Annotated in this window: 12 protein-coding genes and 1 pseudogene; 8 read left to right on the top strand and 5 right to left on the bottom strand. The window is 69.5% G+C overall.

What is annotated here, in order from left to right; genetic code table 11:
- Nucleotides 1–312 (bottom strand): annotated as a pseudogene (locus AOK24_RS00280) (methyltransferase domain-containing protein); the annotation flags it as partial.
- An 83-nt stretch (nucleotides 313–395) separates the two neighbouring features.
- Here AOK24_RS00280 and AOK24_RS00275 point away from each other — a divergent pair.
- The gene (locus AOK24_RS00275; protein ID WP_055717980.1) at nucleotides 396–809 is read left to right on the top strand and encodes a globin; all 414 of its coding nucleotides are present in this window, start codon (nucleotides 396–398) and stop codon (nucleotides 807–809) included.
- A gap of 40 nt (nucleotides 810–849) precedes the next feature.
- Here the strand turns inward: AOK24_RS00275 and AOK24_RS00270 are convergent, their stop codons facing one another.
- The 3 genes from AOK24_RS00270 to ettA are packed head-to-tail and all read right to left on the bottom strand — an operon-like array spanning nucleotide 850 to nucleotide 3,595.
- Nucleotides 850–1,521 carry a DUF8010 domain-containing protein gene (locus tag AOK24_RS00270; RefSeq protein ID WP_055717979.1) on the bottom strand — a complete coding sequence of 224 codons (672 nt, stop codon included), beginning with the start codon at nucleotides 1,519–1,521 and terminating at the stop codon, nucleotides 850–852.
- A complete protein-coding gene (locus tag AOK24_RS00265; RefSeq protein WP_055717978.1) occupies nucleotides 1,518–1,928 on the bottom strand; it encodes an acyl-CoA thioesterase in 411 nt (136 codons plus the stop codon). Before AOK24_RS00265 ends, AOK24_RS00270 begins: the two co-directional genes overlap by 4 nt.
- 2 nt (nucleotides 1,929–1,930) lie before the next feature.
- The gene (gene ettA, locus AOK24_RS00260; RefSeq protein WP_055717977.1) at nucleotides 1,931–3,595 is read right to left on the bottom strand and encodes an energy-dependent translational throttle protein EttA; all 1,665 of its coding nucleotides are present in this window, start codon (nucleotides 3,593–3,595) and stop codon (nucleotides 1,931–1,933) included.
- A 304-nt stretch (nucleotides 3,596–3,899) separates the two neighbouring features.
- On the opposite strand from ettA, the gene AOK24_RS00255 reads away from it, so the two are divergent.
- The gene (locus AOK24_RS00255) at nucleotides 3,900–4,688 is read left to right on the top strand and encodes an NUDIX domain-containing protein (protein ID WP_079056603.1); all 789 of its coding nucleotides are present in this window, start codon (nucleotides 3,900–3,902) and stop codon (nucleotides 4,686–4,688) included.
- Here the strand turns inward: AOK24_RS00255 and AOK24_RS00250 are convergent.
- Nucleotides 4,672–5,802, bottom strand: coding sequence for a helix-turn-helix domain-containing protein (locus AOK24_RS00250; RefSeq protein ID WP_240553585.1), 1,131 nt, complete (start codon nucleotides 5,800–5,802; stop codon nucleotides 4,672–4,674). The two genes, AOK24_RS00255 and AOK24_RS00250, sit on opposite strands and share 17 nt — an antisense overlap.
- A gap of 862 nt (nucleotides 5,803–6,664) precedes the next feature.
- Between AOK24_RS00250 and AOK24_RS00245 the strand changes: the two genes are divergently transcribed.
- From AOK24_RS00245 to traA, 6 genes are read left to right on the top strand one after another with little or no spacing between them, the layout of a single operon-like run.
- Entirely contained in the window at nucleotides 6,665–6,928 is a 264-nt protein-coding gene (locus tag AOK24_RS00245; protein WP_055717976.1) for a DUF6284 family protein, read from the top strand.
- A complete protein-coding gene (locus tag AOK24_RS00240; RefSeq protein WP_055717975.1) occupies nucleotides 6,925–7,239 on the top strand; it encodes a hypothetical protein in 315 nt (104 codons plus the stop codon). The genes AOK24_RS00245 and AOK24_RS00240 overlap by 4 nt, the downstream gene beginning before the upstream one ends.
- Entirely contained in the window at nucleotides 7,236–8,300 is a 1,065-nt protein-coding gene (locus tag AOK24_RS00235; RefSeq protein WP_079056602.1) for a DUF2637 domain-containing protein, read from the top strand. The genes AOK24_RS00240 and AOK24_RS00235 overlap by 4 nt, the downstream gene beginning before the upstream one ends.
- Entirely contained in the window at nucleotides 8,300–8,638 is a 339-nt protein-coding gene (locus AOK24_RS00230; RefSeq protein WP_055717974.1) for an RRQRL motif-containing zinc-binding protein, read from the top strand. Before AOK24_RS00235 ends, AOK24_RS00230 begins: the two co-directional genes overlap by 1 nt.
- A gap of 35 nt (nucleotides 8,639–8,673) precedes the next feature.
- Nucleotides 8,674–9,171 (top strand): hypothetical protein, encoded by a 498-nt coding sequence (locus tag AOK24_RS00225; RefSeq protein WP_055717973.1) that lies wholly within the window; start codon nucleotides 8,674–8,676, stop codon nucleotides 9,169–9,171.
- A gap of 26 nt (nucleotides 9,172–9,197) precedes the next feature.
- Nucleotides 9,198–9,764, top strand: a complete 567-nt coding sequence (traA, locus tag AOK24_RS00220) for a plasmid transfer protein TraA (RefSeq protein WP_055717972.1) — start codon at nucleotides 9,198–9,200, stop codon at nucleotides 9,762–9,764.
- Nucleotides 9,765–11,955 lie beyond the last annotated feature (2,191 nt).

Here is an 11,955-nt window from a genome sequence, read left to right as displayed (position 1 = left end):
GTCCCCGTCCCGCACCCCCAGAGCGACCAGCATCAGGGCCATCAGCGACGGCTGGCTGCTGGACGAGACGAGTTCCCCGTCCCGCACCCGCGTAGCGAGCGGCACGTCCTCGTAGACCCCCCGCCACCACCGCTCCCGCACCCGCGGATCGGGATCCTCCTTCCACACCCGCCGATACCCGCCCGCGCCAGCGACGTAGAAGTACGGCACGAACAGATGCCGGGGCACGGCGAGAAACGCGTCCCGCCACAGCGGCTCCCCCGAGAACACCCCGCTCTCCTCGATGACCCGTACCAGTTCCCGTACGCCCATCCCTCCACTGTGACCCGGAACAGCGCCCCCGGCGAACAGAGGAGGTCCTAGGCCCCAAGTCCTGGTCCCCCCGATCTGAGACCATGGGAGGCGTGAATGAGATCCGGCGCGGCACACTCCAGCAGCAGACCTTCTACGAGCAGGTCGGCGGTGAGGAGACCTTCCGCCGCCTGGTCCGCCGTTTCTACGAGGGCGTGGCGCAGGACCCGATCCTGAAGCCGATGTACCCGGAGGAGGACCTGGGCCCGGCGGAGGAGCGCCTGGCGCTGTTCCTGATGCAGTACTGGGGCGGCCCGACGACGTACAGCGACAACAGGGGCCACCCGCGCCTGCGCATGCGCCACGCGCCGTTCACCGTGGACAGGGCGGCGCACGACGCGTGGCTGAAGCACATGAGGGACGCGGTGGACTCCCTGAACCTCTCGGAGGACCACGAGGCGACGCTGTGGAAGTACCTGACGTACGCGGCGGCGTCGATGGTCAACGCCCCCGACTAGTCACGGTCGTTGATCAACGCCCCTGCCCCGCCACGGCAGTTCAGCGCACGCTGAGCCCGAAGTCACCAAGTCCCGCGCGCCGTACGGCGATCGAGCCGTGCTCCGTGCGCAGCCGCAGCCACGCCCCGGAGGAGAAGAGGCTCACGTCCGGGGTGGCGGGCCGCAGGAACCCGAGCGCCTGGGCGGCGTGAACGGCCCGTACGGGAAGGGGAGTTGCCCCGACCGTACGCGACCAGATCTCCCGCCCGATCCGGTCCAGCTCGGCCCGGGTACGCCGCTCGGCCGCCAACTCCTCGCTGCGGCGCCGGAATTCACCGACGACCCCGGCGACGAGGTCCCGCAGCTCAGCGACGCCGGGCAGCCCGCCCTCGGCGCGCCAGCCGCCCTTGGGGGGCAGAACTCCGGCCCAGGGCGGGCCGGTCACCGCGCCCGGCACGGTGAGGAGGGACCCGTTCTCGTCGACGCCCTCCAGCAACTCCCCCGCGGAGACGGTGACATCGAGGCTCGCGTCGAGCCCGTCCTCGTACGGCTTCGCGAGCCGTACGGCCCGCACCGCGAGGACCTCGAAGGACGGGGGCCGCCCGAAGACGGCGAGCGCGGTGCCGGCCGCCTGGAGCCGGACGGCCGCGCCGCGGTCGTAGTGCAGCAGCCGGGAGAGGAAGGCGGCGAGGTCGGCGGCCTCCCCCTCGTCGGCGAGATGGAGCACCGTCATGCGGCGACGGCCCCCTGCGGGTCGTCGCGGTACTCCTCCAGGAACTCCCGCTCCTCCGCGGTGAGCCGGCGGGGCCGCTCCGCCTGGAAGTCGAACGGGACGATGACGGTGGCGGCGCGGACGTACACGACGCCGTCGTCCTTCACCTCGTACCGGACGGTGAAGGACGCGGCCCGTATCTCCGTGACCCACAGCTCGATGGTGACCGGCGCGTGCCGGTGGACCAACTGCCGTTTGTAGTCGATCTCGTGGCGCGACACCACCGACCCCTGCTGGAAGTCCTTGTCCGGACGGAACAGGAAGTCGATGCGCGCTTCCTCCAGGTAGCGGAGGAAGACCACGTTGTTGACGTGGCCGTAGGCGTCCATGTCCGCCCAGCGCAGGGGGCAGTGGTAGATGTGCCGCAAGGTCAGCCCCGGGTCAGCTTCTTGTAGGTGGCGCGGTGCGGGCGGGCGGCGTCCGCACCGAGCCGCTCGACCTTGTTCTTCTCGTAGGACTCGAAGTTGCCCTCGAACCAGAACCACTTGGACTCGCCCTCGTAGGCGAGGATGTGCGTGGCGACCCGGTCGAGGAACCAGCGGTCGTGGGAGACGACCACGGCCGCGCCCGGGAACTCCAGGAGCGCGTTCTCCAGGGAGGAGAGCGTCTCGACGTCGAGGTCGTTGGTCGGCTCGTCGAGGAGGAGCAGGTTGCCGCCCTGCTTGAGGGTGAGCGCGAGGTTGAGGCGGTTGCGCTCACCGCCGGACAGGACGCCGGCGGCCTTCTGCTGGTCGGGGCCCTTGAAGCCGAACGCGGAGACGTACGCGCGCGAGGGCATCTCGACCTGGCCGACGTTGATGTAGTCCAGTTCGTCGGAGACGACGGCCCACAGCGACTTCTTGGGGTCGATGTTCTCGCGGCTCTGGTCGACGTACGAGATCTTGACGGTCTCGCCGACCTTGATCGTGCCGGAGTCGGGGGTCTCGAAGCCCTGGATCATCTTGAACAGGGTCGTCTTGCCGGCGCCGTTCGGGCCGATGACGCCGACGATGCCGTTGCGCGGGAGCGTGAAGCTGAGGTCGTCGATGAGGACCTTGTCGCCGAACGCCTTGGTCAGGTTGTTGACCTCGACGACGATGGAGCCCAGGCGCGGGCCCGGCGGGATCTGGATCTCCTCGAAGTCCAGCTTCCGCATCTTGTCGGCCTCGGCGGCCATCTCCTCGTACCGGGCGAGGCGGGCCTTCGACTTGGCCTGGCGGCCCTTCGCGTTGGACCGCACCCACTCCAGCTCTTCCTTGAGCCGCTTCTGGCGCTTGGCGTCCTTCTGGCCCTCGACCTTGAGGCGGGTGGCCTTGGTCTCCAGGTACTTGGAGTAGTTGCCCTCGTAGCCGTGCAGCCGACCGCGGTCGACCTCGCAGATCCAGCCCGCGACGTTGTCGAGGAAGTACCGGTCGTGGGTGACGGCGACGATGGTGCCCTCGTACTTGGCGAGGTGCTGCTCCAGCCAGTTCACCGACTCGGCGTCGAGGTGGTTGGTGGGCTCGTCGAGGAGCAGCAGGTCGGGGGCTTCGAGGAGGAGCTTGCACAGCGCGACGCGGCGCTTCTCGCCGCCGGACAGGTTGGTGACCTGCCAGTCGCCGGGCGGGCAGCCCAGCGCGTCCATCGCCTGCTCCAGCTGGGCGTCGAGGTCCCACGCGTTGGCGTGGTCCAGCTCCTCCTGGAGCTTGCCCATCTCGTCGAGCAGCGCGTCGCTGTAGTCGGTCGCCATCAGTTCGGCGATCTCGTTGAAGCGGTCGAGCTTGCCCTTGACCTCGGCGACGCCTTCCTGGACGTTCTCCAGGACCGTCTTCTCCTCGTTCAGCGGCGGCTCCTGGAGCAGGATCCCGACCGTGTACCCCGGCGACAGGAACGCGTCGCCGTTCGACGGCTGGTCGAGACCCGCCATGATCTTCAGGATCGTCGACTTACCGGCCCCGTTCGGCCCGACCACACCGATCTTCGCGCCGGGGAGGAAGTTCAGCGACACGTCGTCAAGGATGACCTTGTCGCCGATCGCCTTGCGCGTCTTGCGCATGGTGTAGATGTACTCAGCCAAGAGAAACCGTCCGGCAACTTGAGATCTGGCAGTGGGCAGATACACCCCATCTTGCCGTACGTCCATCCCTGGGCGGAAACGTAAAGGCTGAAGCGCTGCGACCTGCACTTACTCCCTCCGCGTCCGTAGTCAAACCGTCACCATCTGTCGACAACTGTCATCGTTGGTCACCCTCGGACGGCCCACAGACGGCCCAGGACCGGCCCGGAGGGCGGCGTTTTCTCGCAGGTGAGAAGGGTGGGAAAGCGTGAGTCTCGACCGTTACGCTGGTACGCACCACGGCAGAACGGGGAGTGCTCCGCGCATGGGACCGAAGACGACCAAGGTCTACGAGACGCTTCGCGAACGACTCGCGTCGGGCCAGTACGACGCCGGTGACAAGTTCCCGTCCGAACGCACGCTGTCGGAAGAACTCGGCATCGGCCGGACGGCGCTTCGGCAGGTACTCGCTCGACTCGTCTCCGAGGGGGCATTGGAGGTTCGCGGTCGTAGCTCGTACCGGGTTCCGGGTGCGGTAACTGTGACGACGCCCGAGGGGCTTGAGCCATGGCGCATCCACGGCGAACGCAACCTCTATGACAACCAGTGGGTCAAGCTCCAACTCTGGGACGTCGAACCACCCGGCATGGAGCGGTTCGAGCATCACGTGGTGAAGCTCAACCACGTGGCGATTACGGCGGTTGTCGACGACCAGGACCGCGTACTCATGCTCTGGCGGTACCGCTTCGTCCCGCAGCAATTCGGTTGGGAACTTCCTGGGGGAATCGTCGACGACGGGGAAGAAGCTGCCGATACCGCGCTTCGGGAAGTCGTCGAAGAGACTGGCTGGCGCCCGAATTCAGTTGAGCGCATCGCTGTCTATCAGCCCATGGTCGGCATGGTGGATTCACTCCATGAGATCTTCGTTGCCTATGGCGCCGAGAAGGTGGGTTCGCCGACAGACCTCGAAGAGGCCGGACACATCGAGTGGGTTCCCCTCGCCGACATTCCGGGACTCATGGCGCGCGGTGAACTACTCGGTTCGGGAACCCTTGTGGGCCTGCTGCATCTCCTTGCGAGTCGCGGCAAGCCGGGCCTTACAGCCGCTCACTGAGCAAGTCGACGCGACGGCGCTGCCGTACCGATCCGGTACGGCTCGCCAGCATCCTGGCTTGCTGTAGGTGTTTCCGCGCGTCGTCGTACTCGGCACGCGCCACATGGGCTTGGGCCAAATCCGTGTGCACTCCGGCCCGCGCTCTCACAAAGGTGGGGTCCATGTCCTTTGCTGCGTCGTAGAGACTGGCCAATGCGTCGACGTCTCCGAGAAAAGCGAGGATGTTTCCGCGCCACCGAGTGAGATGCGAGCCGTTTAGGAAGATGCTCAGCATGTCCGGGTCGCGGGCGTCGACTCCATCGGGAATGCGTTTCGCCGCCGCTTCGAGTGCGCGTCGACTGTCGTCGGCCATTTCGGCGTGCGCGCACAACTCTGCTTCCGTGGCATAGAGCCATGCCCAAAGTCGGGGTGATCCGTCCCGACCCAGAGTTCGTTGGGCCTCGCGAACCAATTCGACTCCGAGGGCCGGTCGTCCTGCTTCGCAGAGAACGAATGCTTGCTCCCCCATGGCGTGCGCGAGATACATAGGGGCCTCAGCGTCCCGCGCGGCGCGCTTCGCGAGTTCGTAGTGGCGCCACGCTCGCTCAACCGCCCCGGAGTCGACCGCCTGCCACGCGGCGAGGGTAGACGCCCCCGCGAGTGCGAGCGCCACCGGCCGGCGCGCGCTCGGCAGCACCGCGAAGTTCAACGCGTCCTCAAGGGCGGCGAGATGCCCCGTCATCTGGTCGACAAGACCCGCCGCGCCCATCTGGCGATCCATCGTGCGCAGTAGCTCTGTCTGAGCTTCGAACGCGCCGACCATGGAGTCACCCACGCTGCCGGCTGCATCGATCCTGCTGAGCAAGTCGTCGTACCCGTCCGCCGCCGGCATCGCCGTGGCCACCGTGACGCCTCTCAGTTCGGCGTCGGTAGCTCCGAGGGTGTTCCGCAGGATCTCCGCGTACCGGTCGGAGAGCGCGCGCTTGCCGTTCTCCCACTCGGACACGTACACCCGCAGACTCGCCGTCGACGCGACGTCGGCAAGGTGGCGCCGCGCCCACTGCTCGATCTCACGGATCAGTCGCTCCTGAGACCAGCCACGCGCCGCGCGCGCTTCCCGAAGTCCTGAACTCACAGGCCACCGTCCGGCGTTGGTTCCGTTCGCTTCCCCTCCCATGGTGCCTCACGTCACCGCAGGTCAACAGGTCTTAACAATGCAGAAGTTAAGGGCTGTTGGCTACCAAAACCCCTGTCTCGAACTGTCTCCTGAGAGTGCGCCACGAAGGGCGTTCGCGGATCAGATCCGCGAACCACCTTGACTCTGGTGCGCACCAGATGCCAATCTTCTGGTGCGCACCAGAAAGCGGGATCGCATCCCGCTCATGGTGCGCATGGCGCCCGGAGGAAAGCCCTGCAAGGGGCCGGTACGAAGGAAGCGCTGGTTGGTTGAGAACTGAACAGAGGGTTGAAGTCGACGGGGTGTGAGTCCCCGTCCCCATGGCGGCTGGGTGAAGGCCGTCGGCAGCCACTTCTTGCGTGCTGGCTCTGGGGAACAGTCCTGCGGATCATCCCGTCGTTTCCGGCGGTCAACCGTGGGGGTGCCACCTGGTACGCGCTGCCCTGCTGGCGTCAGAGCAGTGACGATGACGCACCCGAATCTCCCGGCTCGGGGCCGGTGCGCCGCGCAACGGCGTACCTGGTGAAGCCGTGTTCCTGCGATTCGCGTAGGGGGTCGGTCGTGCACCGACGACATACCGAGGGCGCCGTTTCCTCGTGCCTGACCGGCATGGACGGCAACGCCCTCTGAGTCATTCCAACCCTTCCCGCAGCGTCATCGCGCTGCGGTCGGTTGCCTCTCCCTTCCGTCCGCTTCGTGGCTTCGGCCCGGGGCGTACGGGAGGGAGTGCGGGGAGCCGAAGGGTTCCAACGGCGAGCGGCTCCCGGGAGGCACCCCGGGAGCCGCGACGGGCCGTTCCTGACTGAGAGGAACCAACCCAATGAGTCCCATCGTGACCGTTCAGGACGCCGTTACCGCGTTCGAGGACTGGATGGAGCCGACCGACGCGGAGCTGTCCGCGATCGAGGTCGAGATGCCGGTCATCCTGGCCGACATCGAGTTGCTGGACGCGCAGATCGCCACGCTCGACCGCGTCCCGACCCCGCTGGACGCGCGCCGTCTGCGCAGGGCGCGGCGGCGGGCGCTGGCCGCGCGGGTGGACCTGGTCAACCAGGCGGTTGCGGTCGTCGGGGTGAGCGCGTGAGCGCCGGGACGCTGGCCTGTCAGGCGGCGGCTCTGCGGTTCCTGGCCGATCTTGCCGAGACGCGGCCGGACCTGCCCGGCGCCTACCTCCCCGTGGGGCAGCACCTGCCCCGGGAGGTGGCCGTGCAGCTCGACAGTCCCGGTGACGTGGAGGCGTGGCGGGAGGCGCTGAGCGTGGGCCCGGAGGCGGTGGTCGCCGACCGGATCGGTGGCCGGCCGTCGCTGGAGTTCTACGCGGACACCTCCGGCCTGAAGTTCCACGTCTACGCCGTCTACACGCCGGTCGCGCCCCTGGCAGGGGGTGCGGGGTGACGCAGTCGCTGACGGCGGCACAGATCCAGGCGGCGGAGCGGACGCTGTCGGCGGGGACGTGGGCGATCACGGGCGGCGCGGTGCTGTTCTCGGTGCTCACCGTCACGCCGCTGGTCGAGCGGGTCACCCCGCCCGAGTGGGGGTGGACGGCGCCGATCCTGCCGCTGGTGGTGGACGCCGCCGTCGTCATCGTCGTGCGACTGGACGCGGTGGTCGCCCGGCTCGGAGGTGCTGCGGGCCGGTGGCCGGCGGTGCTGCGGTGGATGACCGGCCTGATGACACTGCTCCTGAACATCGGGGACAGTGCCCTCAAACGGGACCTGGTCGGTGTCGCGGTCCACTCGGTGGCACCGCTGCTGCTGATCGTGACGGCGGAGGCGGGCCTCGCCTACCGCCGGGCGATCAGCCGCTCCCTGGAACGCATCGAGTGTTCACGGGCGCAGGAGCAGCAGGCGCGTGAACAGCGCGAGCGAGAGGAGCGTGAACACGAGCGGCAGACGCGTGAACACGCTGAACAGTCCGCCCGTGAACACGCCGAACGCGTGGAGCGCGAGCGTGCCGAACGGGAGGCTGCGGAGCGTGCCGTGGAGCGCGAGCACACCGCCCGCCTGGAACGTGAACGCCTCGACCACGAAGCACAGATGCGGCGTGAGCAGCGCGAACACGACGACCGTGTCCGCCACGAGGAACAACGCCACGCTGACGACCTGAGGCGTGAACAGCAGGAGCGGCAGGAGCGTTCACGGCGTGAACAGGCCGCCCCCGCCACCGTCGTACAGGCCGCTTCGAGGGCCGTCGGGGGCGAGCGCGTGAACACCCCCGAAGCTCCCGTGAACACCGCCGGGGACGTCGTGAACACCGGCGTGAACACCCTGTCCGCCCTGTTCACGGGGAGGATGTCCGAACAGCAGGCGCGCGACTACATCGCCGGCCAGGTAGGAGTTCTGTCGGTGCGTCAGCTCGCTGAGAACACCGGCTGGTCGGTGGGCTGGGTGTCCGCCCGCATTCAGGAGACCCGCGAGCGCAACACCGCCGGCGATCCGGTTGAGACGGTGGTCTGATGGCCACGGTCCCGGTCTACCGCTGGCGCCTGGCCCCGGACGGACTCGCCACTTACCGGCAGCTCCGCGCGCAGGGGCTGCGGCCCGGGGGGCAGGACGTGGTCGCGCAGATCGAGCGCCCGCGCCGCCGGCGTCCGCCCCTGGTCGGCTACCTCTACCGCATCGACGCCGCGAAGCCCGTCCGGCCGATGACGCCGGCGAAGTGGGCGGCGCTGGACAGGGCGAACACCGCCCGCCGCATCTGCCCGCAGTGCGGCACGGACGCCGGCTACGTCATCCCGCCCTCGCTCGGGATGTGCGCGCCGTGCGCCTTCCCCGACGACCAGGCTGCGGCCTGACCTCCCCCTTCTTCCACTCCTGTCAGGAGTTCTGCGTGTCCAACCGCACTCGCGCCCGCGCCGTGAAGTCAGCCGCGGGCGTCCACACCGTCAACATCCCCCGCCCGCGTGGCCGGCGCGGGGAACAGGTCGTCATCGTCGTCCCCGAACGCCCCACCCTCACCCGCCTCGCCGCCGGCGCGGCCGGTCGCGCCCTGTGGAGCGCCCGCCGCGCCCTCGCCCCCACCGCGCTCGCGCTGCTGGCCATGCCGCTGTCGGGCGTGCTGCACCTGCTCGCATGGTGGTCGTCGCTCCTGCTGGCCCCGCTCGCGCTCGCCCCGGTGGTGTGGCTGCTGGTCATGCGGCGGCGGCGCCCCGCGAAGGGCTCGGTCGTCCTGTGGCGGGCCGGACTTGTCGCGCTCGCCACGGTCACGGCGGTGTGGCTGTGCCTCGCGGCCGGCTTCGGCCCCCTCGCCGGACCGCTGCCGCTGCTGTGGCTCCTGCTGCTGATCGCCGTGCAGACCGTGTGGACCGTCGTCCGCCGTACCCGCTGACCTGACGCATCCGGAGGACACCTCAGATGGCAACGAACCAGACCAACAACCAGCGCGCCCGCACGGGACAGCAGACCCGCCGGCCGCAGACCAGCGGGAACGTCAACAACAGCAGCAAGTTCGCCGACGCCGGGGCCGCCGTGGGCGGGTTCATCGGCGCCGTGGGCGGCTCGTTCGTCCCGCCGATCAACCTCACCGTCAACAACACCAAGAACACCACGCAGGGCAGTGGCGGACGGGGTAGCGGATCGCACTTCCTGCTGGGCGACCCGCAGTTCAACAGCTCGGCGGACGTGCAGAACTACTGCAACCACGCCCGCGCGCTGATGATTCAGATCGCCATCGAGCTGGCGATGGCGGGGAAGATCCTGGAAGCGCGTCTGGCCCAGGCGCAGGCGCTGCCGGGCGACAACGTGATCGAGGCCCGGATGCGGGCCAAGAAGGTCGGCTGGAAGTTCAAGCGGGCGGCGGACGGCGCGACCGCGTCGGCGAAGAACATGGTCGCCGCCTACGGGGCGTTCACCCGCGAGTACGCCGACCTGATGCGCCCGCGCCCGCAGCACGCGGCCACGACCAACCCGTTCCGGTTCTGAGAAGAAGAGGGGAGGTTTCCCGATGGCAGACAAAGTCTGGACCGACCAGGACGGTCGTTCCTACCCGCTCCGGGTGCAGGAGGAGCGGCTGAACTCGGGTTCCGGGTCGGGGGTGGGGGCGTGGCTGGTCCACCGGGCCAAGCCCTACATCCCGCCGTGGCTGGTGACCGGCGGAGTGGGCGTCACGGGGGCGTGCGCGCACCCGCTGTGGGGCGGTTCCACCGGCGCGGCCGTGGGCCTCACGCTCGCGTCGGTGGGGCTGACGGCGGCGACGTGGTGGGCGGGCAGGTCGACGGGCCAGCAGCGCCGGTTGCACTCGGCGATCACCGTTGCGGCGGGGTCGGCGTGGTTCACCGGGGCGGCCCTGTCCGGGCCGCTCGCCGGCGCCCTGCCGGACCTGTATCTGATGGGCGGGGCATCGCTCGCCCTGTCGTGGAACATCCGCCAGCTCATGCGATCCTCCGTCCCGGAGGGGGAGGCGCCCGGGGCGGACTCGGACAAGGGTCTGCTGGCGAAGGTCGGGCTGGCCCGCACCAAGCTCAAGGACGTCACGGTCGAAGCGAACCGGGTCACCGTCCCCTACGAGCTGCCCGCCGGTGAGCTGACCAACGAGGACGTGTCCAAGGCGATCCCGCGTCTCGCGTCCGCCCTGGACGTACCCACCACCGCGATCCGCCACCAGACCGACCCCGACTCCGCCCGCAAGGGCTACTTCGTGATCGTGCCCGAAGACATGCTCAAGACCCCGACGATGTGGCCGGGGCCGTCCGCCCCGGGCCAGTCCGTCGCGGTCCCGCTGCGGATCGGCGTCTACGACGACGGCTCGGACCTGGTCCTTCCGCTGCTGGAAGCGATCCACCTGCTCATCATGGGGATGACCGGCTCGGGCAAGACCGAGGGGGCACTGGACGTGCTGCTGGAACTGCTGAGCCGCCGGGACGTCGTGGTCTGGCTGTCGGACGCGGCCAAGGCCGGCCAGGACTTCCAGCCGCTGCTCCCGGCGATCGACTGGGCGGCACTCGACACCCCGTCGGCCGGCGCGATGGTCGCCGCCGTGCAGGCGGTCATCCCCGCCCGCACCGCGTGGCTGCGGGATCACTCCTACCGCCAGTGGGAGCCCGCCGCCGCCGACCGGCAGAACGACCCCGCACACTCCTGCGCCGCGTCCGGCGCGTGCGGCTGCGCGGGGATGCCGTACCTGGTCGCCTGGATGGAAGAGGCCGCCAAACTCCTGCGCGACCTCGGCGACGACGTGTTCACCGGCATCGCCCAGGAGGCCCGCTCGGCGGGCGTCTCGCTGGTCGTGTCGATGCAGCGCGCCTCCGGCTACCAGNNACCCGCGCCTCCCTCCCCGCCGCGATGTGCTTCGGCGTACGGGGCGACGACGCCGCCTTCGCGCTTCCTGAAGAGGTCCTGGACGCGGGCGCCAACCCCGCCGCGTGGGGCAACAAGCGCAAGGGCTACGTGTACGTCGCTTCCGCCGGGATCGAGGAAGACATGCACGCCAACCCGGCCCGCACCTTCTGGACCGGCCCCACGGCCGACTACCAGAAAGCCGCCCGCTGGATCGTCGAACAGTTCGCCGACGTGCGGGCCGCACTCGACCCTGTCACCGAGACAGCCGCCGCCCGCACCGCCGGAGACCTGTTCACCCACCGCCGCGCCCGCGCCGNNCGCGGGCATCGACGCGAGCGCCGAGATCCCCGCCGCCGGGCCTGACGTGGCACTGCCTCAGGCGAAGCCCTCGCCGGAGGAAGCGCGGGAGCTCCTGGACGAGATGATCCGCATGCTCGCCGGGGTCGGCCCCGGCACCGTCGGGGTCCGGGACCTCTACCCCTACCTCGAACAGATCGGCCGCGACCGCTCCTGGGTCTCCAAGCAGATGAAGCGGCTCGCCGAAGAAGGCCGTCTGGCCCCCACGGCGGAGGACGGCGTGTACCGCCTCATCCCCACCCTCGCCGGGGTCTGACCCCCGGGCCGCACACCCGCACACCCCCGCACACCCGCACACCGCGAATCCCCACGTCACACGTCGTGTGAAGAGGCCCGCACACCCCCTCGCACACCACCCGCACACCCCCCACGGGCCGCCCCCGCACACCCACGGGGGCGGCCCGCCACACAGCGCCCGAGGGAGCCCACATGACCCGGCCCGAACAGCCCCGCGCACTCGAAGTCCACCACCCCCAAC

It is taken from the genome of Streptomyces niveiscabiei, from assembly GCF_001419795.1.
Classification (GTDB): Bacteria; Actinomycetota; Actinomycetes; order Streptomycetales; family Streptomycetaceae; genus Streptomyces; species Streptomyces niveiscabiei.
Note: the sequence above shows the minus strand (reverse complement) of the source record. Positions and strands in the feature narration are given on the sequence as shown.